We start from the raw sequence: 21,657 nt of genomic DNA, 5'->3' as shown, positions 1-21,657 counted from the left end.
CGTTCGGCATGCTGGCATCGGTGACGCACCGATAGGGAGACACCGCCATGAGCGCACTCACCGTGAGCCAGGACCCCGAGCAGAGCTGGGACGACCTCGTCCAGTTCTGGGAGGAGGTGGAATGGCCCGAGGGCAGCAAGGTGGAGATCATCGAAGGGGTCGTCACCGTGTCACCCGCTCCCTCGTACAGCCACAACGTCATCGCCGCGCGAATCCATCGCCGCCTGCTCTCCGTGATCCCTGACGAGTGGGAGGTCTTCCAGACACTGGCGATTGCCGTGCCGTCGCGCTTGGGCATGCTCGTCCCGGACCTTGTGGTGGCGCCGGTACAGGAGCACGTGGAGACGGACACCCACATCCCGGCCGCCCTGGCCGAACTCGTCATCGAGGTGACCTCCAGGTCCAACGCTCGCCACGACCGCGTCAGCAAGCCCGCCGCGAACGCGACCGCGGGCATCCCGCTCTACCTTCTCGTCGACCGCTGGGCCCCCGGCGTTCCCACGGTGACGCTCTACGGCGAGCCCAAGGGCGACGTCTACCAGGTTCTGTCCGCCGTCAAGTTCGGCGACACCATCACGCTGCCGGCTCCCTTCGACCTCACTCTCGACACGAGCCTTTTCCCTGCCGACTAGTCACGCCGCCGCGCCCGTCCGCCGATGACTTCCGCGTGCCGCTGCCGTCTACCGAACGTGGACGCGACAACACCGGCAGTGCTGCATCTGCCCGTCTCCCTCGGCCGGGACGAGGTGGCGGCGCTGTGCGAGGACGTGCGGGCGCTGCTGGTGTCCGGCGTGGCCGAGGTCGTGGTGTGCGACGCGTCCCGGACGGGCCCACCGGCGCTCGCGACCGTCGACGCGCTCGCCCGCCTCCAGCTTGCCGCCCGCCGGGCCGGCGGACGCATCCGGTTGCGCCACCCGGCCCCCGCCCTGCGCGCGCTACTCGACCTCGCCGGCCTCCCCATCGAGCTGGAGGGGCAGGCCGAACAGGGGGAACCAGCGCTTGGTGTCGAGGAAGCAGTGGAACCCGGTGATCCTGCCCTCTGATATCTCCAGGACCTGGACCGCCCAGGCCGTGAAGGCGCCCGTGTCCGGGTCCGGCTTGTACTGGGCGAAGCCCGGCAGGCCGTTGACCGCGACCGGCACCAGGCGGGAGCCCGCGCAGGCGGAGCCGAGCGTGGTCATGAAACCGGTGATGTCCCGCGTGCCGCGCAGCCACAGGTCGAACGGCGGCATCGTCATCACCGCGTCCTCGTGCAGCAGGGCCGTCAGCGCCGCCATGTCGTACCCCTCGAAGGCCGCCACATAGCGCTCCAGGAGCTGCTGCTGCTCCGCGTCCAGGGGGTCCGAGACGGCGGCGTCCGCGCCCTCGCCCGCGCGCTCCGCCAGCGTCGCCCGCGCCCGCTGCAACGCGCTGTTGACCGAGGCGACCGAGGTGTCGAGCAGCTCGGCCACCTCGCTCGCCCGCCAGGCCAGCACCTCGCGCAGGATGAGCACCGCGCGCTGCTTGGCGGGCAGTTGCTGAAGAGCCGCCATGAAGGCCAGCCGGACCGACTCCTTGGCGACCGCCGCCTCCGCCGGGTCACCGGTCGTCGGCAGGACGCGCGCGTCGGGCATCGGCTCCAGCCACGTGCTGTCCGGGCGCGGGGAGAGGGCGGCCTGGGCGAGGGGCGTGGACTCGGTCAGGTCCATCGGGCGGGCACGCCGGTTGCCGGCGCTCAGCATGTCCAGGCAGACGTTCGTCGCGATCCGGTACAGCCAGGAGCGGAGCGAGGAGCGGCCCTCGAACTTCTCGTAGCTCCGCCAGGCGCGGACCATCGTGTCCTGCACCGCGTCCTCGGCCTCGAAGGACGAGCCGAGCATGCGATAGCAGTACCCCGTCAGCTCGGTCCGGTGCTTCTCCAGCCGGATGTCGAGGTCGTCGAGTTCGTCAACCGGCGCCGTACTCTCACTCATGGTCCACCCACCCCACGTGGCCTTACCTGTGGCGCACCTTTGCGCCCCAGCCCTTCGGAAGCTACCCCAGCCCACTGACAACGGCCCCCGGAGTGCGCGAAGCCCCAGCTCAGACGAGCTGCTTGACGGACATGAGCAGATGGCGGTGGTCCGGCTCCGCCCCCTCCGCGACGGCGGAGCCCTCGGCCGTCACCCCCGTGAGCAGCGCCCGCTGTCCCGGCCCCAGCAGCTCCATCCGCACCCGCGGCGACTCGAAGGAGGCCAGCGCGTCCAGCAGATACGCCGGGTTGAAGGCCACGGACATCCCGGCGGCCCCGTGCAGCCCGGCCGGCAGCTGCTGCGCGGCGACGTCGTCCCCGTATCCGGCCCTCAGCAGCACGGATCCGCCGGCCGTGAAGTCCAGCCGCACCGGACTGTTCGCCTCCGCCACCACCGCGACCCGTCGCACCGCTTCCGCCAGCGCCCCGCACTCCACCTCGGCGACCGCCGCCCCCGCCATGGCGAACAGCGACCCGTACCCCGGCAGCCGGCCGTCCAGCAGCCGAACCGCCGTCCGCATGCCGCCGTCCTCGAAGCCGATCAGCCCCCCGCCCGACGGGGCCAGACCGATCCGCACCCGCCCGGACCGGGTCGGCGACCGCGCGACGTCGAGCAGCCGGCGGGCGGACAGCAGCGCCTCCGCCGTGCCGCCGGACGCCACGGCCTCCGGCTGCCACCCCAGTCGTCGTACGGCATACCGGTACCGGTCGGACGAGGACAGCGTCATCGTGTCGCCGTCCAGACGCAGTTGCACACCGGTGAGTGCGGGAAGGGTGTCGTCGCGGCCCGCGGCCACGGCGACCTGCCCCACGGCGGTCGCGAAGGCGGCGGCGTCCACGCTTCCGTACGGCTCGGGGGACACCGGCAGCGGCGGGTACTCCTCGCGCGGCAGCGTCGACAGCCCGAAGCGCGTACCGCCCGCCTCGACCGTGAACCGCGTCCCCTCCAGCACGCAGCTCACCGGACCCTCCGGCAGCACCCGGCAGATGTCCAGCAGCCGGCGGCCCAGGACGAGCACCTGCCCGTCCGCCGCCGTCTCCGCCTCGGTCTCGATGCGTGCGGCCGTCTCGAAGTCGAACCCCGACACGGTCAGCCGCCCCGCCGTCGCCTCCAGCAGCAGCCCGCCCAGCACCGGCACCGGCGTCCGCGCGGGCAGCACCCGGCCCGCCCACGCCACGGCCTCGGCGAGGTCCCTGCGGTCGATCCGGAACTCCATGAACAAACCCCCTGCTCGGCCCAGTTGACCGCGGACGCTATACGCGGCCGCTGACAATCGGCGCCGACCAGGGGGAACGCGGAACGAGCCCGGCTCCGCATCGGGGCCGGGCCCGGACTCAGGCCGCGGCGAGCCGTCGTTCGGCGCGGGCCGCGCGGGACCCGAACACCGTGATCGTCACGACGCCGAGGACCGCCAGCACGCCCATGCCCACCGTCCCGGACCAGCCGGCCGAGTGGAACGCCATCGCGCCGACCGTGCTGCCGGTGCTGGAGCCGAGGTAGTACGTCGACTGATACAGCGCCGACGCCTGTGCGCGGCCCCGCTGTGCCGTGTGGCTGACCGCCGACGACGCCACCGCGTGGCCCGCGAAGAAGCCCGCCGTGATCAGGACCAGGCCCAGCAGGACCAGCAGGAGGGTGGAGGCCAGGGACAGCAGCAGGCCCGCCGTCGTGGTGCCGGCCGCCAGATAGAGCGCCCCGCGGCGGCCCAGCCGGCTCACCAGACGGCCGGCCGTCGACGCCGACACCGTGCCCACGAGATACACCAGGAAGATCGAGCCGATGATGCCCTGCGGCAGCCCGAACGGCTGCTCCGTCAGGCGGTAGCCGATCACGGTGTAGACACCGCCGAACACCGTCATGAACAGCGCGCCGATCGCGTAGAGCCGGCGAAGCAGCGGGTTGGCCAGGTGGTCGCGGACCGTGCGGGCCAGCACCCGCGGCCGCAGCGAACCCGATGTGAAGTGCCTCGGCTCCGGCAGCAGCAGCCGGAAGGCCACCGCGCAGGCCACCGAGATCACTCCGATCGTGCCGACGGAGACCCGCCAGCCCCACTCCTGCGCGACCCAGCCGGTGATGACCCGGCCGCTCATCCCGCCGACGCTGTTGCCGGCCACGAACAGGCCGATCGCCGTGATCAGCGCCTTGGGCGTGACCTCCTCGGCGAGGTACGCGGTCGCCGACGCGGGCAGTCCGGCCAGCGCCGCGCCCTGGACCGCGCGCAGCGCGACGAGCACGCCGAGCGACGGGGCGAACGGGACCAGCAGTCCCACCGCCGTCGCGACGGCCAGCGACGCCGTCATCAGCGTGCGCCGTCCGAACCGCTCGGAGAGCGCGCTCATGGGGATGACGAACAGCGCCAGTCCGCCGGTGGCGCACGACACCGTCCAGCTCGCCGCGCTCGCCGTCGCGCCGAAGTCGCGGGAGACGAGCGGCAGCAGGGCCTGCGTGGAGTAGAGGAGAGCGAAGGTCGCGACGCCGGCGAGGAAGAGGGCGAGGCTCATCCGGCGATAGCCGGGGCCGCCCGGGGTCAGCCGGGTGGTGTCGGTGGGGGCTGTCACGGTGTCGGCGCCCACGATGGTGGTGGACGCCCCGGTATCGGCGGCAGGCATGTCTCGACCGTACGGACGCGACGATTCATCCGTCCAATGCACAGAAACGCGATAATCGATCCCATGGTGCATCAGCAGAGGTCAGCCGGACGCCTGTCACCGTCCAGTGACACAAGTGACACAGAAGACATTGTCGCGCTGTTGGCGCCGCGCCTGGCGCACTTCGCGGGTGTCGCCCGGACCGAGCATGTGACGCGGGCCGCGCAGGAGATGCAGGTCCCCCAGTCCACCCTGTCCCGCGCCCTCGTACGCCTCGAGAAGGACCTGGGCGTCGAACTGTTCGCCCGGCGCGGTCGCACGGTCGCCCTCACCCCCGCCGGGCGGACCTTCCTCGCGTCGGTCGAGCGGGCTCTCGCGGAGATCGAACGGGCCGCCGAGGAGGTGCGCGCGGACGCCGACCCGGCCACCGGCAAGGTCGCCTTCGGCTTTCTGCACACGATGGGCGCCGAGACCGTCCCCGGTCTGCTCCACGCCTTCCGCGCCGACCATCCGCGGGTGCGCTTCAGCCTGGTGCAGAACTACGGCGAGGCGATGCTGGAGAAGCTGCGCGCCGGGGAGCTGGACCTGTGTCTGACCTCGCCGGTGCCCGACGCGCCCGATCTGGTCGCGCGCCGCCTCGACGAGCAGAAGCTGCGGCTCGTCGTGCCGGCCGACCACCGGCTCGCGGGCCGCCGGCGCATCCGTCTCGCGGAGGCCGCGGACGAGACCTTCGTGACCCTGGAACCGGGCTACGGCCTGCGCCGCATAACCGACGACGTGTGCCGCGAGGCCGGGTTCAAGCCGCGGGTCGCCTTCGAGGGCGAGGAGGCCGAGACCCTGCGGGGTCTGGTCGCGGCGGGGCTGGGCGTCGCGCTGCTGCCGCCGCCGACGGTGCCGCGGCCGGGCGTCGTCGAGCTCACGGTCACGGCGCCCCGGGCGGTGCGGGAGATCGGTGTCGCATGGCTGGAGGGGCATGTCGACACGCCACCGGTGGCGGCCTTCAAGAAGTTCCTGCTGTCCAGGAGGGGACGGCTGCTGCCCGACTGAGCGGGGCCACCGCCCTCACTTGCGCAACGACCGCCCGAACCCGGCCGCGAGCGGCATCCGCAACCCGATGGGCGGGGGAGCCGCGAGGGCGTCCTCCACCGGGCGGGAGAAGTGCCGCCCGAACAGCGTGCCCATCACGAAGTCCTCGGCGAGTGCGTGCACTTCCGAGCGGTACTGACGCAACCCGTGCCCGTCCGTGTGCACTTCGAAGCGGCAGATGTCACGGTTGGCCTTCTTCGAGCGTGCCGCCAGCCGGAAGGACAGCTCCGGGTCCGTGCGCTCGTCGTTCGTGCCGTGGACGATCAGCACGCGCCGGCCCACGAGTTGCTTCACCGGTTCGGGCGACGCGGCCATGTCCTCCTCGGGCAGCCAGGGCGACATCGCGAGCGCGGAGACGACCGCCGAGTGCCCCGCCGCGTGCAGCGCCGCACGGCCTCCCATGCCCACGCCGACGAGACACACCGGCACATCCCCATGGCGTCGTACGATCTCGTCGGCGGCCCATGCGGCGTCCTGCGCCGGGTGCGCCTCGCTGCCGTTCCACCCGCGGTAGCGGTAGTGCACCACGTGCGTGATCAGACCCTCGCCGTACCCGGCCCGGGCCAGCCGGCGCCCCAGCGTGTGGACGGAGGCGGTCGCGAGCAGGGCGGACGGCCTGCGGGCCGAGGTCTCGTCGCAGCCCGGGAGCAGCAGCACCGCGCCGCTCACGGTCGTCGGCTCCGGGCCGAGCGCCCTCCCCAGCCGGGCTCTGCGAACCGGCGTCGCTTGGTGTGCCATGACAGAACAGTGTCAGAAGCGACGGTGTACGCGACCCGTCCTGCGGGTCACCGTTGCGTATCGACGTCTCGCGCTCCCGCATGCTCTACGCGCGTAGGGCGTATGGTGCGGAAATGACGAGCCAGCACCAGAACACCCCGAGCTGGGATCAGATCCGCCGGGCGCCCAAGGTCCTGCTGCACGATCACCTCGACGGCGGTCTGCGCCCCGGCACGGTCGTCGAACTCGCCCGCGAGACAGGCTACTCACACCTGCCCGAGACGGACCCTGACAAGCTCGGCATCTGGTTCCGCGAGGCCGCCGACTCCGGTTCCCTGGCGCGGTACCTGGAGACCTTCTCCCACACTGTCGGCGTGATGCAGACCCGGGACGCGCTGGTGCGGGTGGCCGCCGAGTGCGCCGAGGACCTCGCCGAGGACGGGGTCGTCTACGCCGAGGTGCGCTACGCCCCCGAGCAGCACCTGGAGGGCGGGCTCACCCTGGAGGAGGTCGTCGAGGCGGTCAACGAGGGCTTCCGGGAGGGCGAGCGGCGCGCCAAGGAGAACGGCCACCGCATCCGCGTCGGCGCCCTGCTCACCGCCATGCGCCACGCGGCCCGCGCCCTGGAGATCGCCGAACTGGCCAACCGCTACCGCGATCTGGGCGTGGTGGGCTTCGACATCGCCGGCGCCGAGGCCGGCTACCCGCCCACCCGCCACCTCGACGCCTTCGAGTACCTGAAGCGGGAGAACAACCACTTCACCATCCACGCAGGGGAGGCCTTCGGGCTGCCGTCCATCTGGCAGGCGCTGCAGTGGTGCGGCGCCGACCGGCTCGGGCACGGAGTGCGCATCATCGACGACATCGAGGTCCTCGGGGACGGCTCGGTGCAGCTCGGACGCCTCGCCTCGTACGTACGCGACAAGCGCATCCCGCTGGAGCTGTGCCCCAGTTCCAACCTTCAGACCGGAGCCGCCGACTCCTACGCCGACCACCCCATCGGGCTGCTGCGACGGCTGCACTTCCGTGTCACGGTGAACACGGACAACCGTCTGATGTCGGGGACCAGCATGAGCCGGGAATGCGAGCATCTGGTCGAGGCTTTCGGTTATACGCTCGACGATCTCCAGTGGTTCGCGGTCAATGCCATGAAGTCGGCATTCATTCCTTTCGACGAACGGCTGGCGATGATCAATGACGTCATCAAGCCGGGTTATGCCGAGTTGAAGTCCGAATGGCTGTTCCGGCAGACCGCCTCCACCAGCGCTTCCCCGGTCAACGAGGGCTGACGGGACCCGATTTCCGGCGGCCGGACGGCAAGGATCCGTGCGTTCGGGGGCGTTTGCGGAGCCCGGTTTCACGTGCTTACGGTTTCGGGACCGCTCATACCCCCGTCACCGGATCCAAGGACGCATTCATCATGAAGCAGTCTGCTGCCAAAACCCTCGGGGTCGCCGCTCTCGGTGCCGCCTTCGCCGCCGCGGGCGCGGGCGTCGCGAGCGCGGCCCCGGCCGGGCCGGACATCGCCGTGCCGGACACCGCGACCCAGGCGGTGCCGCTGGACCACGTCACCGGGGTCGTGCCCGGCGCCGGTGAGGTGCTCGGTCAGGGACAGCGCGCCCTCGGCACCGCCGTGCCCGCCGTGCAGCGGGCCGTGACCGGCGGACCGGTCGTGCCGGTCGGCGGACTCCTCGGCGGGCTGCCCGTCAAGCCGCTGCCCGTGCAGGGCCTGCCGCTGAACGGCATCCCGCTGGCCTGACACGACCGCACCCCGTGACGCCTATGGGCGGCCCCCTCGTACCGGGGGCCGCCCATCGGCGTCATGCGCGTCCGGCGGACCGGACCGCCTCTCGTCACCAGGCCGTGTGGGCGCCCGCTTTGTCCTCCGACGGGAACAGGATCCACAGGGCTATGTAGAGCAGGAACTGCGGGCCGGGCAGCAGACACGACAGCAGGAAGATCACCCGCATCGTGGTCGCGGAGGTGCCGAAGCGCCGTGCCAGCGCTGCGCACACTCCGCCGATCATCCGTCCGTGGGTGGGGCGGGAAATGGCGGTCATGGTGGCTCCTTCGCGAACCGTGGCGGGAAGCGGCTCCCGGCGGCTGCCGGGACGTCCGGTCGGAGGTGAAGTTCTCGGCTCGTCCGATGACCTCGACGTTGTTCCGACGTGTTCCACGCTACGAGGACGAAGCGGGAGAAGCCTCACTCTAGGGAGCCATCCCGACCCTGGGAATCGTCGGGGTCCGCCCCTGAGCCGGCTCCTCCCGAGGGTGGGCGGCCCGCCGCCGTGACTCGGCCCGGCGGCGGAGCCGGGCCCGGGCCGCGGGCACGACGAGCACATGGGCCAGCGCCACCCCGACGGTGTTCAGCAGGATCGAGTCGATGTCGGCGACCTGACCGGGCACGCCCGTCTGCGCCAGTTCGATGCCCAGCGAGATCAGGGTGCCCGTGGCGACCGTACGCACCATCGAGGCGAACGGCGATCCGGAGAGCCGGCCGCCGGCCATCGGCAGCAGCACCCCGAGCGGCGCGAGCAGCGCGAGCCCCCTGCCGATCCGGCGGGCGGCCTCGGGCCAGCCCAGCGCCAGATCGGCTCTGATGCCGGCCAGCGGATGCAGATTGGCGGGACTCACCCAGGGCACGTCCAGCGGGCGCAGCGTGAGCCAGGCGACAAGGGCCAGATGCGCGGCGAGGAGAACACCCCCAGCCACACGGATGCGGAACACGGCACTGCCGCCGTCTGAGCCTTGACGCTGCACGCCCCCCTAGACGCCACGCCGTACGGGATCGGTTCCCCTGACGCATTTTTGCCGTCGACCCGGGGGGCACCGGCGTCGTCGGCGCCCCCACGGCTCACCCGTCGGAGACCCCCGTCGACGGCGGTGCCACGGAGCCGGGACGGGAGCGCACGTCGGCCGTGCACTGGTAGCGGCGCAGCGGCTGGGCGTCCGGGCCGCCGAGCATGACACTGCCGTCGTCGGCGGTGGTCGCCTCCGAGTCGGCGAACGTACAGACGATCTGGCCGAGAGCGTACGAGGAGAGGCCCTCGGGGCGGGCGCTCAGCCGGAACGTGTCCGACGGGTCCTTGCCGCGCGGACCGCTGACCTTGATCCTCTCGGTCACGTCCGTCGTGTACCCCGCCTGCCTCTCCGCGGGCGACGGCTGCACGGCGAGCTGGTCGAGCAGCCCCTGTGCGACCAGCACCCGGCGCTCCGCCTCCGCGGTGCCGTCCGGGATGCGTACGAAACGGTCCACGGTCACCAGCTGCGCGGCGCACAGCAGGAACACCTGGACCGGAATGCCGCGGCCCGCCTGCGCCGACGCGTCCGTGCCGGACAGTGCGCAGGGCATCCGGGACGGTGCGGGACCGAAGTCCGTCGGCACCTGGGTGGCGCGGATGCCGCAGCCGGACAGCAGCGTGGCCAGCAGCGCGGTGGCGATCCAGGGACGTCCGCCTCGTATGCTCATCGGGCGTTCCCCTTGGTGCCGTTGCCGTTCCGCAGCTCCTCCTCGACCAGCGGCGACGCGTCACGCGGCAGCCGCAGCGTGAACACCGCCCCGCCCTCGGGGGAGTTGGCGGCGGTGATCTCCCCGCCGTGGATGTGCGCGTTCTCCATCGCGATGGACAGGCCGAGACCGCTGCCCTCGGAGCGCGGGCGCGAGGCGCTCGCCTTGTAGAAGCGGTCGAAGACATGCGGCAGGACGTCCTCCGGGATGCCCGGACCGTGGTCCCGCACGCTGATGACCAGCTCCTCGCCCTCCTCGCGCACGGACACCCGGACCGGTGATCCGCCGTGCTTGAGCGCGTTGCCGATCAGGTTCGCCAGGATCACGTCGAGCCGGCGCGGGTCGAGACGGGACATGAGGCCGCGCTCGGCGTCCAGCTCGACGGCGTCCAGCCAGGCGCGGGCGTCGATGCACGCGGTGATCTGGTCGGCGATGTCCACGTAGTCCAGGACCAGCCGGGCCGTACCGGCGTCGAACCGGGTGACCTCCATCAGGTTCTCGACGAGGTCGTTCAGCCGCCGGGTCTCGCTGACCACCAGCCGCACGGCCGGCTCGATCATGGGATCGATACCGCCCGACTCCGCGTCCAGCTCCTCCTCCAGGACCTCGGTGACGGCCGTGATCGCGGTGAGCGGCGTACGCAGCTCGTGCGACATGTCGGCGACGAAGCGCCGGGACGCCTCCTCACGGGCGCTCATGTCCGCGACCGTCTTCTCCAGGGACTCGGCGGCACGGTTGAACGTCCGGGACAGCTCGGCCAGTTCGTCGGTCCCCGACACCCGCAGCCGGGTGTCCAGCTTGCCCTCTCCCAGGCGCCGGGCCGCGATGCCGAGGCGGTGCACCGGCTTCAGCACGGTCGTGGCGGCGGCCTGCGCGAGCAGCGCCGAGCCGATCAGCGCCAGACCGGTGGCGATACCGAGCGACCAGGCCAGCGAGTTGAGGTCCTTCGCCTCCGGCTCCAGGGACTTGAGCATGTAGCCGGTCGGGCCGCCGCCTATCACCTTGGCGCCGCCCACCAGATACGGCTTGTCGTCCTCGATGACCCGCTGCCAGTACAGGTGGTAGGTGTCCTTGCCGCCGGACGACTTCTGCTGCTTGTCGACGGCTTTGCGCAGCGAGGCGGGCACGTCCTGAAGCGTGAAGGTGTCCAGGTCGGAGTTGCCGGTCACGGTCTTGCCGTGCTCGTCCTGCGCGATCAGCAGCACGCTGAAGCGCTGGCTGCTGTTCGCCATCTGTCCGGCGGTGTGCTGCAACTGGTCCCGGGTGGGGTGCACCGGCAGCGAACTCGCCCGGTTCTGCATCTCCTGCTGGAAGTCGCGCAGCACCGCGTCCTGGGTGCGGGTGAGCACGGCCTCGCGGTTGAGCCAGTACGCGATGGCGGAGGCCGACACCGCGGCGGTCAGCGCGACGAGACCGAAGACCACGACCAGGCGCAGTCGGAGGCTGGTGAAGCGCAGGCGTGACTGTACGGCCCTGCGTGCCGCGGCCCAGCCGCGGAGTCCCCTGTGCGGATCGGTCACTGAGGGGTGTCCAGCCGGTAGCCGACACCACGGACCGTACGGATCAGCGTGGGGGACGACGGCACGTCCTCGACCTTGGCGCGCAGGCGCTGGACGCACGCGTCGACGAGCCGCGAGTCGCCCAGGTAGTCGTGCTCCCACACCAGACGCAACAGCTGCTGCCGGGACAGCGCCTGTCCCGGCCGCCGGCTCAGCTCCAGCAGCAACCGCAGCTCGGTCGGGGTGAGTTGCAGATCCTCGCCGTTCTTGGTGACCGTCATCGCCGACCGGTCGATGACGACGTTGCCGAACGTCGCCGAGTCGCTGGACTCCCGCTCGCCGCGCCGCAGCACCGCCCGGATCCGGGCGTCGAGGACCCGGCCCTGCACCGGCTTGACGACATAGTCGTCGGCGCCGGACTCCAGCCCGACCACGACGTCGATGTCGTCGCTGCGCGCGGTCAGCAGGATGATCGGCAGCTGGTCGGTGCGCCGGATGCGCCGGCACACCTCGAAACCGTCAATGCCGGGCAGCATGACGTCCAGCACGATCAGGTCCGGCCGCTGCTCACGCAGCAGCTTCAGGCCGTCCTCTCCGGTGGCAGCGGTGGCCACACGGTGTCCCTGGCGCGTCAGTGAGAGCTCCAGGGCCGTTCGGATGGCGTCGTCGTCCTCGATCAGCAACAGGGAAGGCACGGGGGCCATTCTGGCCCATGCTGCGGCTGTCTTTCGACTGCTGGAGCGCCCCTCCTGCCCTGGGATGCCCGGGACGCGGGGCGGCGGTGCGGCTGCGTAGCCGTACGGCTCTCCTCTGTGACGGCGCTGTGCCACGGCTGGGGAGGGGCCCTGTGACAGGTCTGTGACAGTCGGCGGACACGGCCATGAAGTGGCCCGGGCAAGCTTTTCGACACAAGCAAGGCCGCACGGAAGTACGGGACTCCACGACGGGGGGCGCGGGATGAACACGCTGCACAGCACCAGCACGGGCGCAGTGGTCACGCGTCTCCACGACGTGACCCGGCACACGGAGAAGTCCGGTGTCGTGAGCGGGCGGGGGTGCGCTCGCGGCGCCGGACGTCAGCACACCGCGTACATGACGGTGGTTGACGCGCACACGGGGGAAGCTCACGGGGGAGCTGCGTACGGGGAGGCATCGGGGGAGCGTCGCTCCGTGACGGAGGCGGAGTTCACCGCCTATGTCGAGGAGCGCCGCGCCTCCCTGTACGCCACCGCCTACCACCTGACCGGTGACCGCTTCGAGGCCGAGGACCTGCTGCAGAGCGCGCTGTTCTCGACGTACCGGGCGTGGGACCGGATCAGCGACAAGGCCGCCGTGGGGGGCTATCTGCGGCGGACGATGACCAATCTGCACATCAGCGCGTGGCGCCGCCGCAAGCTGAACGAGTATCCGACCGAGGAGCTGCCGGAGACCGCCGGCGACACGGACGCGATGCGCGGCACGGAGCTGCGCGCCGTCCTGTGGCAGGCGCTCGCCCGGCTGCCGGAACTCCAGCGCACCATGCTGGTCCTGCGCTACTACGAGGGCCGCACGGACCCGGAGATCGCGGAGATCCTCGACATCAGCGTCGGAACGGTGAAGTCCAGCATCTGGCGGTCGCTCCGCCGGCTGCGCGACGACGAGGTCCTGAGCTTCGGCCGGGACCTGGAGGAGTCCTTCGGGGAGCTTGTCGCCTGAGGGACGGGGGGACACGGGGACCACGGGGGAAAGTCCGCCGCGTGACACGGGGGAGTGTCATCGCGGGGGAGCAACGGGGGAGCGGTACCGGGGGGAACCGCGAGAGCACGGGGGAACACGGGGGAGCACAAGAGAGCGGGACCGGAGGGCCGGGGGGTCCGTCCGGCCCCGCTTCTCGTGGTGCGGGTGGGGTCTGTCGTACGAGGTCTAGGCCGCCGTGGCCTTGGCCGGGGTACGGTGGCCGGCCGCCGCCGCGGTGAGTCGGCACAGCGCCTCGTCCCGGTCGCAGGCGTACGCGCCGAGGGCCGTCTGCCGGGCGACGATCGACCGCTCCGCGCGCATCAGCCGCCAGCCGCGGCGCAGCAGGAACGGGACCGACTTGCGGCCCTCCTTGAGATCGCGCAGGAAACGGCGGCGGAACGTGGTGAGGGGCCCGCGGGTCAGGCACAGCGCGTCGGCGAGCAGGCCCAGTTCACGGCAGCGCTCCACGACCTCGGCGGCGAAGATGCCCTCCGCGATGAACACCGGCGTACGGTCGATCTCCAGCGCCTCCTCGCCCGTACGGGCGCTCAGCGCGATGTCGTACACGGGCACCCTCGTACGGCCCGTGGCGCACAGTTCGGCGATGGCCGCGACCGCGACGTCCTCGTCCCACGACTGCGGATGGTCCCAGTCGATGTCCGAACTCCCCTCCACCAGGGGCAGCGTCGGATCGTCGCCCTCCTTGTAGAAGTCGTCGAGGCGCAGGACGGGCAGCCCGGACAGTTCGGCGACAAGGGACTTGCCGGAGCCGGAGGGGCCGCACAGCAGCACGACGCGGGCGGGGGCCGGAGGATGGAGACTCACGAGACACCAGTCTGACGCATTCCGTACACCGTGCCGACCCCGCGGGTCGACCTTGGAGCGCACATCACACCTCAACTACCCTGCGTGTCGACAGCATTACTCGACGCAGTGAAAAGGTGGCAGCAGCCATGGCACGACACGCCTCCCCCAAGAACCCGACCGCTCGGCGCGCTCTCGTCCTCATCGCGACCGCGGGTGCCGCGCTGGGGGCGGGCGCGGCAGCGGCGTCGGCGGACAGCGCCCCGGTTCTCGATGTGATGCGCACCCGTCCCGTGTCGCTCGACCAGACGGGCCGGCAGGCGCTGCCGGAGCTGACCGGAGTCCTGGGCCAGGTCACCGGGCCGCTCGCGAACCTCAAGCCCAACCCGCTGGCGGGCACGGGCGTGGACCCGCTGGACAACGGCCTGGCCACGCAGGTCGCCGACTTCAAGCCGTTGTCCTCGCAGGGCCTGACCCGTCCGGTGGCCGAGGCGCGGTCGCTCGGCGACGTGCCGGTCGTCGGACAGGTCCTCCACGCGGTGCACTGAGCCTCCTTCGAGGACGGCCGGACGGCGCAGAGCCGCGCCTCCCCGGGACGGCGGGGAGGCGCGGCTCTGCTGTCGAGGCGCTGCTCGCTCTTCGGGCCGGTGTCAGTACGACGAGCCGGACGCGCCCAGCGAACCCGTCGGGTGCCAGACCGTCTTCGTCTCCAGGAAGGCCGTCAGGCGCTCGATGCCCGGAGTCTCGAAGTAATCCACAGCCTGTGGACGAAGAACGCGCTTCAGGTTGTCCGCCGCCGCGATCTCCAGCTCCTTCGCCAGGTCCTCGTCGGCACCCGCGAGGTCGATCGCGTTGACGTCCTGGTGCGCGGCGAGCGGCGCCGCGATCTCCGCCGTAAGGCCGGAGAGGACGTTGACGACCCCGCCGGGCAGATCGGAGGTGGCCAGCACCTCGCCGAGCGAAAGCGCCGGGAGCGGGGACTTCTCGCTCGCGATCACGACGGCGGTGTTGCCGGTCGCGATCACCGGGGCGATCACCGAGATCAGGCCCAGGAAGGACGACTCCTGCGGCGCGAGGACCGTGACCACACCCGTCGGTTCGGGGCTGGACAGGTTGAAGAACGGGCCCGCGACCGGGTTGCCGCCGCCGACCACCTGGGCGATCTTGTCGGTCCAGCCCGCGTACCAGACCCAGCGGTCGATCGCCGCGTCGACGACCGCCGCAGCCTTCGCCTTCGACAGGCCCTCCGCGTCGGCCACTTCGCGTACGAACTGCTCGCGCCGGCCCTCCAGCATCTCGGCGATGCGGTAGAGGACCTGGCCACGGTTGTACGCCGTCGCGCCCGACCAGCCGCCGAACGCCTTGCGCGCGGCGACCACGGCGTCACGGGCGTCCTTGCGGGAGGACTGCGGGGCGTTCGCCAGCCAGTTGCCCTTGGAGTCCGTCACCTCGTACACCCGGCCGCTCTCGGAACGCGGGAACTTCCCGCCGACGTACAGCTTGTAGGTCTTGAAGACCGACAGCCGCTGCTCGGTCTTCTCGGTCTTCTCAGACATCGAGGTACGCCTCCAGGCCGTGGCGGCCGCCCTCGCGGCCGAAGCCCGACTCCTTGTAACCGCCGAACGGCGAGGTCGGGTCGAACTTGTTGAACGTGTTGGACCAGACGACACCCGCGCGCAGCTTGTTCGCGACGGCCAGGATCCTGGAGCCCTTCTCTGTCCAGATGCCGGCGGACAGGCCGTACTGGGTGTTGTTCGCCTTGGCGACGGCCTCGTCCGGGGTGCGGAAGGTGAGGACCGAGAGCACCGGGCCGAAGATCTCGTCACGGGCGATGGTGTGCGCCTGGGTGACGTTGGTGAAGAGCGTCGGGGCGAACCAGTAGCCGGAGGAGGGGAGTTCGCAGGCCGGGGACCAGCGCTCGGCGCCCTCCGCCTCGCCCTGGTCGGCGAGCGCGGTGATCCGGGCCAGCTGCTCGGCGGAGTTGATCGCGCCGATGTCGGTGTTCTTGTCGAGCGGGTCGCCGAGGCGGAGCGTCGACAGCCGGCGCTTCAGGGAGTCCAGCAGCTCGTCCTGGATCGACTCCTGGACCAGGAGGCGGGAGCCCGCGCAGCAGACCTGGCCCTGGTTGAAGAAGATGCCGCTCACGATGCCCTCGACGGCCTGGTCGATCGGGGCGTCGTCGAAGACGATGTTGGCGCCCTTGCCGCCCAGTTCGAGGGTGACCTTCTTCTTCGTGCCCGCGACCGTGCGCGCGATCTGCTTGCCGACGGCCGTGGAGCCGGTGAAGGCGACCTTGTTCACGTCCGGGTGGGCGACGAGCGCGGCGCCCGTGTCGCCGTAGCCCGGAAGGATGTTGACGACACCCTTGGGCAGGCCCGCCTGGCGGCAGATGTCCGCGAAGAACAGGGCGGACAGGGGGGTGGTCTCGGCGGGCTTCAGGACGACCGTGTTGCCGGTCGCGAGCGCCGGGGCGATCTTCCACGCCAGCATCAGCAGCGGGAAGTTCCAGGGGATGACCTGGCCCGCGACGCCCAGGGGCCGCGGGTTGCGGCCGAAGCCCGCGTGCTCCAGCTTGTCGGCCCAGCCGGCGTAGTAGAAGAAGTGCGCGGCGACCAGGGGGAGGTCGGCGTCGCGGGTCTCCTTGATCGGCTTGCCGTTGTCCAGCGTCTCCAGGACGGCCAGCTCGCGGCTGCGCTCCTGGATGATGCGGGCGATGCGGAACAGGTACTTGGCGCGCTCGGAGCCGGGCAGCGCCGACCACTTCTCGAAGGCCTTGCGGGCGGCCTTGACCGCGCGGTCGACGTCGGCCTCGCTCGCCTGGGCGACCTCGGAGAGGACCTCCTCGGAGGACGGGCTGATCGTCTTGAAGACCCTGCCGTCGGCCGCCTCGGTGAACTCACCATCGATGAACAGGCCGTAGGAGGGCGCGATGTCGACGACCGAGCGGGACTCGGGCGCCGGGGCGTACTCGAATGCGGATGACACGTTTTCCATGAGGGTCTCAGTCCACCGTCACGTAGTCGGGGCCGGAGTAGCGGCCGGTGGCCAGCTTCTGACGCTGCATCAGCAGATCGTTCAGGAGCGAGGAGGCGCCGAAGCGGAACCAGTGGTTGTCCAGCCAGTCCGTGCCGGCCGTCTCGTTGACGAGGACCAGGAACTTGATGGCGTCCTTGCTGGTGCGGATGCCGCCGGCGGGCTTCACGCCGACCTGGACACCGGTCTGGGCGCGGAAGTCGCGGGCGGCCTCCAGCATGAGGAGGGTGTTGGCCGGGGTCGCGTTGACGGCGACCTTGCCGGTCGAGGTCTTGATGAAGTCCGCGCCCGCCAGCATGCCGAGCCAGCTGGCCCGCCGGATGTTGTCGTACGTGGACAGCTCGCCCGTCTCGAAGATCACCTTCAGTCGGGCGCTCGTCCCGCAAGCCTCCTTCACGGCGACGATCTCGTCGTACACCTTCAGGTACCTGCCCGCGAGGAACGCTCCGCGGTCGATGACCATGTCGATCTCGTCGGCGCCCGCGGCCACGGCCTGACGCACGTCGGCCAGCTTCACGTCCAGCGCGACACGGCCCGCCGGGAAGGCGGTGGCGACGGACGCGATCTTGACGCCGGAGCCCGCGACGGCCTCCTTGGCCACGGCCACCATGTCGGGGTAGACGCAGACGGCGGCGGTCGTGGGGGTCGTACGGTCAGTGGGGTCGGGGTGGACCGCCTTGGCGCCGAGCGCCCGGATCTTGCCCGGTGTGTCCGCGCCTTCCAGCGTCGTCAGGTCGACCATCGAGATGGCGAGGTCGATGGCGTACGCCTTCGCGGTGGTCTTGATGGAACGGGTGCCAAGTGAGGCGGCGCGCGCCTCCAGGCCGACCGCGTCGACGCCGGGCAGCCCGTGGAGGAAGCGGCGCAGCGTGCTGTCGGACGCGGTGACGCCTGAGAGCGAGTGTGCTGGGGCATGGGTGGGCATGGTCACCAGATGAGCATATCTACGCGCGTAGCTTCTGTACACCCCCCGGGCGGTCGAGGTTGCCTTCGTCACCCGGTACCGGCACCTAGGTACGAGCTTCCGCACGCGCGTCGGGCACAATCGGGGCCATGACGACCCCTGACCGCCAGCCACCCACGCCGGACCCCTCGGCCTCCGAGTTCCAGGACCGGGTCCACCGGTCCTCCGGTGGCATCGCGGCCGGCGTGCTGCTGCTCGCCATCATCCTCTGGCTCGGCATCGACGCGGTGGTCAAGGGGCACGGCCACACCCCGTGGCTGGCGCTTGCCGCCATGCTCCTGCTGATCCCGCTGGTCATCGCCTTCACCATGCGCCCGGCCGTCTTCGCGAACGACGAGCGGCTGCGCATCCGCAACCCCTTCCGCGTCATCGTGCTCCCCTGGGGCACGGTCGCGGCACTCCGCTCCGGCTACTCCAACGAGGCCATCACCAGCGCCGGGACCAAGTACCAGCTCTGGGCGGTGCCCGTGTCCCTGCGGGGGCGCAAGAAGGCGGCCCGGCAGCAGAGCAGGGCCACCGCGGGGCCGGGCGGCCGGGGCCGCCTGGGCTCCTTCTCACCGCAGCCGCCGGCTGCCTCGAGCGAGCCCCCGCGCGCGGGCGCCGACAAGGCCATGGACGACCTCCGCGAGCTCGCCGAGACCCACCTGAACTCGGAGCGCGCCCAGGGCGAGCCGACGGTCCGCTGGGCCTACGAGGTGATCGGCCCGGCGGTGGCGGGGGCGGTGCTTCTGGGGATCCTGCTGGCTGTGGGGTGAGCGGGGGTGGTGGTGGCCCGGGGGGTGGGCTGTTGCTGGCCAAGAAGAGGGCGGCCCCACGGTCACCTCACCGCCACCGGCCACCAACAGCCCACCCCCGGGCAACCACCACCCCCGGTACCCCCAGCGACGAACAACCCCCGCGCCCGCAGCCTCAACGGCCGCGCACGCGGGGGTTGTCCTACCGGAGCAGGCGGCCGTCAGATGCCGGCTGCCGTCGACAGGTCCTGCTTGATCGAGGTCAGGAGGGCCCTGGCCTTGGTGCGGGCCGTGGGGAGGTCCGCGTGTGAGGCGACCGGGACCACGACCTCCAGGTAGCACTTCAGCTTCGGTTCCGTGCCGCTCGGGCGGACGATCACGCGGGCGCCGTCGAGCGTGTAGCGCAGGCCGTCGGTGGGCGGGAGCAGGTCCGTGCCCTGGGTGAGGTCCTCGGAGCGGGTGACGGGCAGGTCCGCGAGCCGGGTCGGGGGCTGCTCGCGCAGGCGCCGCATCGCGTTCGCGATGATCGACAGGTCCTCGACGCGCACCGAGAGCTGGTCCGTGGCGTGCAGCCCGTGGTCGACGGCGATGTCGTCGAGCAGGTCCAGCAGGGTGCGGCCCTCGGCCTTGAGCACGGAGGCCAACTCGGTGATCAGGAGCGCGGCCGTGATGCCGTCCTTGTCGCGGACGCCGTCGGGGTCGACGCAGTAGCCGAGCGCCTCCTCGTAGCCGTAGCGCAGACCGTCCACGCGGGCGATCCACTTGAAGCCGGTGAGGGTCTCCTCGTAGGGCAGGCCCGCCTTCTCGGCGATACGGCCGAGGAGGGACGAGGAGACGATCGACTCGGCGAACGTGCCGCTGACCCCGCGGTGGACCAGGTGCGTGGCGAGCAGGGCGCCGACCTCGTCGCCGCGCAGCATGCGCCAGTCGGCACCGTCCTTGACGGCGACGGCGCAGCGGTCGGCGTCGGGGTCGTTGGCGATCACGAGGTCGGGATCCGTCTCACGGGCCTGCGCGAAGGCGAGGTCCATGGCGCCGGGCTCTTCCGGGTTGGGGAAGGCGACGGTCGGGAAGTCCGGGTCGGGCTCGGCCTGTTCGGCGACCAGCACCGGAGCGGGGAAACCGGCGCGGGCGAACGCGGCGAGGAGGACGTCCTTGCCCACGCCGTGCATCGCCGTGTAGACCGTGCGGGCGGTGCGCGGGGAACCGGCGGACAGGACGGCGTCCGTACGGGCCAGATAGGCGTCGAGGACGCTGTCGTCCAGCACCTCCCAGCCGGAGTCGGGGCGCGGGACGGCGGTGAGGGTGGTGACTGCGTCGATCTCGGCCGCGATCTCGGCGTCGGCCGGGGGCACGATCTGGGAGCCGTCGCCGAGGTAGACCTTGTAGCCGTTGTCGCGGGGCGGGTTGTGGCTGGCGGTGACCTCCACGCCGGCGACCGCGCCGAGGTGCCGGATGGCGAAGGCGAGCACGGGGGTGGGCAGCGGGCGGGGCAGGACGGCCGCGCGCAGGCCCGCGCCCGTCATGACGGCCGCGGTGTCGCGGGCGAAGTCGGCGGACTTGTGGCGGGCGTCGTAGCCGATGACCACGAGCCCGTCGCCCTGGCCCTTGGACTTCAGGTACGCGGCGAGACCGGCGGCGGCGCGGATGACCACGGAGCGGTTCATGCGCATGGGGCCGGCGCCCAGTTCGCCGCGGAGGCCGGCGGTGCCGAACTGGAGGGTGCCGCCGAAGCGTGCGGCGAGCTCGGCGTGGTCCCCGGCGTCGATGAGCTTGGCGAGTTCCTCACGGGTCTCCGCGTCGGGGTCCTCGGCCAGCCACGCCTGGGCCCGTGCGATGAGTTCGTCGTGCACGTCGGGTCAACCTCTCGTTGTGTGTCAGTGGGGGCATGGGTGGCATCGCCCGCGCGGGCCGGCCGGAAACGCCGGAGAGCCCACGGGGTGCCGGCCGGTGAGGACGGGTGCCCCCGCCCGGTTGCGCGCCGCCGGGGGGCGGCGGCCGGGCGGGGGTGGTGTGCCGCATCGTCTTCCCGCCCGGGCCCGGTGGGCGGGCCCGGGGACGGCCGGTGGTGCCGGTGGTGTCCTACAGGCGGTTCAGCACCTGGGCGAGCAGGGTCCCCATGCGCGCGGCGCTGTCGCGGCCCGCCTGGAGGACCTCCTCGTGGTTCAGCGGCTCGCCCGTCATACCGGCGGCCAGGTTCGTGACCAGGGAGATGCCGAGGACCTCGGCCCCCGCCTCGCGTGCGGCGATCGCCTCGAGAACCGTGGACATGCCCACCAGGTCCGCGCCGATGGTGCGGGCCATGCGGATCTCCGCCGGCGTCTCGTAGTGCGGGCCGGTGAACTGCGCGTAGACGCCCTCTTCGAGGGAGGGGTCGATCTCCTTGCACAGGGTGCGCAGGCGCTGCGAGTACAGGTCGGTCAGGTCGACGAAGTTGGCGCCGACGATCGGGGAGGTCGCCGTCAGGTTGATGTGGTCGCTGATCAGGACCGGCTGACCGGGGCGCATGGTCTCGCGCAGTCCGCCGCACCCGTTGGTGAGGACGATCGTCTTGGCGCCGGCGGCGACGGCGGTGCGGACGCCGTGCGCGACGGCGGCCACGCCGCGACCCTCGTAGTAGTGCGTGCGGCCAAGGAAGACCAGGGCGCGCTTGTCGCCGAGCTTGTACGAGCGGATCTTGCCGCCGTGTCCCTCGACGGCCGGCGGCGGGAAGCCGGGCAGCTCGGTGACGGGGAATTCGGCCTCGGCCTCGCCGAGGGCATCGACGGCCGGCGCCCAGCCGGAGCCCATCACGAGGGCGACGTCGTGGGTCTCGGCACCGGTGAGCTCCCGCAGGCGCGCGGCGGCGGTGTCGGCGGCGGCGTAGGGGTCGCCCTGGATGTCGTCCGGAAGAAGAGATGCGTTCACGCGCAAGAGGGTAGCCGGTTCCGGCCTACGCGCGTAGATGACGGAGGTCACGGGAATGCGATCGTTGTCTTGTCGTTTCCCACGAAGAGAGGATCAAGGGAGATCGGGGC

At 71.6% G+C, this 21,657-nt stretch carries 23 protein-coding genes; 8 read left to right on the top strand and 15 right to left on the bottom strand.

Features of this window, described 5'->3' with window-relative positions:
• Window positions 1-47 precede the first annotated feature (47 nt).
• Together ACFYX0_RS00475 and ACFYX0_RS00470 are read left to right on the top strand one after the other, a co-directional pair.
• Complete coding sequence (locus ACFYX0_RS00475; protein ID WP_388964767.1) at window positions 48-632, top strand: Uma2 family endonuclease; 585 nt, start codon at window positions 48-50, stop codon at window positions 630-632.
• Window positions 633-656: 24 nt separating this feature from the next.
• A complete protein-coding gene (locus tag ACFYX0_RS00470; RefSeq protein WP_388964764.1) occupies window positions 657-1,043 on the top strand; it encodes an STAS domain-containing protein in 387 nt (128 codons plus the stop codon).
• Here the strand turns inward: ACFYX0_RS00470 and ACFYX0_RS00465 are convergent.
• The 3 genes from ACFYX0_RS00465 to ACFYX0_RS00455 all read right to left on the bottom strand — a co-directional run bounded on the left by ACFYX0_RS00465 (window position 936) and on the right by ACFYX0_RS00455 (window position 4,600).
• Entirely contained in the window at window positions 936-1,952 is a 1,017-nt protein-coding gene (locus tag ACFYX0_RS00465; RefSeq protein ID WP_388964761.1) for a sigma-70 family RNA polymerase sigma factor, read from the bottom strand. The two genes, ACFYX0_RS00470 and ACFYX0_RS00465, sit on opposite strands and share 108 nt — an antisense overlap.
• A gap of 109 nt (window positions 1,953-2,061) precedes the next feature.
• Window positions 2,062-3,207: a DNA polymerase III subunit beta gene (dnaN, locus tag ACFYX0_RS00460; RefSeq protein WP_388964758.1), complete on the bottom strand. Its 1,146-nt coding sequence runs from the start codon at window positions 3,205-3,207 to the stop codon at window positions 2,062-2,064.
• Window positions 3,208-3,325: 118 nt separating this feature from the next.
• A complete protein-coding gene (locus ACFYX0_RS00455) occupies window positions 3,326-4,600 on the bottom strand; it encodes an MFS transporter (RefSeq protein WP_388964756.1) in 1,275 nt (424 codons plus the stop codon).
• A 63-nt stretch (window positions 4,601-4,663) separates the two neighbouring features.
• Between ACFYX0_RS00455 and ACFYX0_RS00450 the strand changes: the two genes are divergently transcribed.
• Window positions 4,664-5,626: a LysR substrate-binding domain-containing protein gene (locus ACFYX0_RS00450; RefSeq protein WP_311698211.1), complete on the top strand. Its 963-nt coding sequence runs from the start codon at window positions 4,664-4,666 to the stop codon at window positions 5,624-5,626.
• Between the two features lie 15 nt (window positions 5,627-5,641).
• Here ACFYX0_RS00450 and ACFYX0_RS00445 read toward each other — a convergent pair whose 3' ends face one another.
• On the bottom strand, window positions 5,642-6,403 hold the full coding sequence (locus ACFYX0_RS00445) for an alpha/beta hydrolase (protein WP_355921401.1): 762 nt from the start codon (window positions 6,401-6,403) through the stop codon (window positions 5,642-5,644).
• A 113-nt stretch (window positions 6,404-6,516) separates the two neighbouring features.
• Here ACFYX0_RS00445 and ACFYX0_RS00440 point away from each other — a divergent pair, with 113 nt between their 5' ends.
• Together ACFYX0_RS00440 and ACFYX0_RS00435 are read left to right on the top strand one after the other, a co-directional pair.
• Window positions 6,517-7,671, top strand: coding sequence for an adenosine deaminase (locus tag ACFYX0_RS00440; protein WP_388964753.1), 1,155 nt, complete (start codon window positions 6,517-6,519; stop codon window positions 7,669-7,671).
• Between the two features lie 131 nt (window positions 7,672-7,802).
• Window positions 7,803-8,141, top strand: a complete 339-nt coding sequence (locus ACFYX0_RS00435) for an ATP-binding protein (protein ID WP_355921407.1) — start codon at window positions 7,803-7,805, stop codon at window positions 8,139-8,141.
• 94 nt (window positions 8,142-8,235) lie between these two features.
• Here ACFYX0_RS00435 and ACFYX0_RS00430 read toward each other — a convergent pair whose 3' ends face one another.
• From ACFYX0_RS00430 to afsQ1, 5 genes are all read right to left on the bottom strand, one after another.
• Complete coding sequence (locus ACFYX0_RS00430) at window positions 8,236-8,442, bottom strand: PspC domain-containing protein (RefSeq protein ID WP_355921410.1); 207 nt, start codon at window positions 8,440-8,442, stop codon at window positions 8,236-8,238.
• A gap of 148 nt (window positions 8,443-8,590) precedes the next feature.
• On the bottom strand, window positions 8,591-9,142 hold the full coding sequence (locus ACFYX0_RS00425; RefSeq protein ID WP_388964750.1) for a VanZ family protein: 552 nt from the start codon (window positions 9,140-9,142) through the stop codon (window positions 8,591-8,593).
• Between the two features lie 94 nt (window positions 9,143-9,236).
• On the bottom strand, window positions 9,237-9,851 hold the full coding sequence (locus tag ACFYX0_RS00420; protein ID WP_388964748.1) for a hypothetical protein: 615 nt from the start codon (window positions 9,849-9,851) through the stop codon (window positions 9,237-9,239).
• Window positions 9,848-11,410: a HAMP domain-containing sensor histidine kinase gene (locus ACFYX0_RS00415; RefSeq protein WP_355921419.1), complete on the bottom strand. Its 1,563-nt coding sequence runs from the start codon at window positions 11,408-11,410 to the stop codon at window positions 9,848-9,850. The genes ACFYX0_RS00420 and ACFYX0_RS00415 overlap by 4 nt, the downstream gene beginning before the upstream one ends.
• Window positions 11,407-12,084 (bottom strand): two-component system response regulator AfsQ1, encoded by a 678-nt coding sequence (gene afsQ1, locus ACFYX0_RS00410; protein ID WP_388964745.1) that lies wholly within the window; start codon window positions 12,082-12,084, stop codon window positions 11,407-11,409. The genes ACFYX0_RS00415 and afsQ1 overlap by 4 nt, the downstream gene beginning before the upstream one ends.
• Window positions 12,085-12,346: 262 nt before the next feature.
• Here afsQ1 and ACFYX0_RS00405 point away from each other — a divergent pair, with 262 nt between their 5' ends.
• Window positions 12,347-13,084, top strand: coding sequence for a SigE family RNA polymerase sigma factor (locus ACFYX0_RS00405; RefSeq protein WP_355921422.1), 738 nt, complete (start codon window positions 12,347-12,349; stop codon window positions 13,082-13,084).
• 207 nt (window positions 13,085-13,291) lie between these two features.
• Here ACFYX0_RS00405 and ACFYX0_RS00400 read toward each other — a convergent pair whose 3' ends face one another.
• Window positions 13,292-13,930: a uridine kinase gene (locus ACFYX0_RS00400; RefSeq protein WP_388964742.1), complete on the bottom strand. Its 639-nt coding sequence runs from the start codon at window positions 13,928-13,930 to the stop codon at window positions 13,292-13,294.
• A gap of 128 nt (window positions 13,931-14,058) precedes the next feature.
• Here ACFYX0_RS00400 and ACFYX0_RS00395 point away from each other — a divergent pair, with 128 nt between their 5' ends.
• Window positions 14,059-14,457, top strand: a complete 399-nt coding sequence (locus tag ACFYX0_RS00395) for a hypothetical protein (protein ID WP_388964739.1) — start codon at window positions 14,059-14,061, stop codon at window positions 14,455-14,457.
• A 102-nt stretch (window positions 14,458-14,559) separates the two neighbouring features.
• Here the strand turns inward: ACFYX0_RS00395 and ACFYX0_RS00390 are convergent, their stop codons facing one another.
• From ACFYX0_RS00390 to deoC, 3 genes are read right to left on the bottom strand one after another with little or no spacing between them, the layout of a single operon-like run.
• Window positions 14,560-15,465, bottom strand: a complete 906-nt coding sequence (locus ACFYX0_RS00390; protein WP_388964736.1) for an aldehyde dehydrogenase family protein — start codon at window positions 15,463-15,465, stop codon at window positions 14,560-14,562.
• Window positions 15,458-16,894: an aldehyde dehydrogenase family protein gene (locus ACFYX0_RS00385; protein ID WP_388965301.1), complete on the bottom strand. Its 1,437-nt coding sequence runs from the start codon at window positions 16,892-16,894 to the stop codon at window positions 15,458-15,460. The genes ACFYX0_RS00390 and ACFYX0_RS00385 overlap by 8 nt, the downstream gene beginning before the upstream one ends.
• A gap of 16 nt (window positions 16,895-16,910) precedes the next feature.
• Window positions 16,911-17,867 carry a deoxyribose-phosphate aldolase gene (deoC, locus tag ACFYX0_RS00380; RefSeq protein ID WP_388965298.1) on the bottom strand — a complete coding sequence of 319 codons (957 nt, stop codon included), beginning with the start codon at window positions 17,865-17,867 and terminating at the stop codon, window positions 16,911-16,913.
• Between the two features lie 128 nt (window positions 17,868-17,995).
• On the opposite strand from deoC, the gene ACFYX0_RS00375 reads away from it, so the two are divergent.
• Window positions 17,996-18,661 (top strand): PH domain-containing protein, encoded by a 666-nt coding sequence (locus ACFYX0_RS00375; RefSeq protein ID WP_388964733.1) that lies wholly within the window; start codon window positions 17,996-17,998, stop codon window positions 18,659-18,661.
• A 200-nt stretch (window positions 18,662-18,861) separates the two neighbouring features.
• Here the strand turns inward: ACFYX0_RS00375 and ACFYX0_RS00370 are convergent, their stop codons facing one another.
• Complete coding sequence (locus ACFYX0_RS00370; protein WP_388964731.1) at window positions 18,862-20,493, bottom strand: phospho-sugar mutase; 1,632 nt, start codon at window positions 20,491-20,493, stop codon at window positions 18,862-18,864.
• A gap of 229 nt (window positions 20,494-20,722) precedes the next feature.
• Window positions 20,723-21,547, bottom strand: a complete 825-nt coding sequence (locus tag ACFYX0_RS00365) for a purine-nucleoside phosphorylase (protein ID WP_311701183.1) — start codon at window positions 21,545-21,547, stop codon at window positions 20,723-20,725.
• Between the last annotated feature and the right edge of the window lie 110 nt (window positions 21,548-21,657).

The sequence above is a fragment of the Streptomyces sp. NPDC002573 genome, from assembly GCF_042889625.1.
GTDB lineage: Bacteria > Actinomycetota > Actinomycetes > Streptomycetales > Streptomycetaceae > Streptomyces > Streptomyces gibsoniae.
Note: the sequence above shows the minus strand (reverse complement) of the source record. Positions and strands in the feature narration are given on the sequence as shown.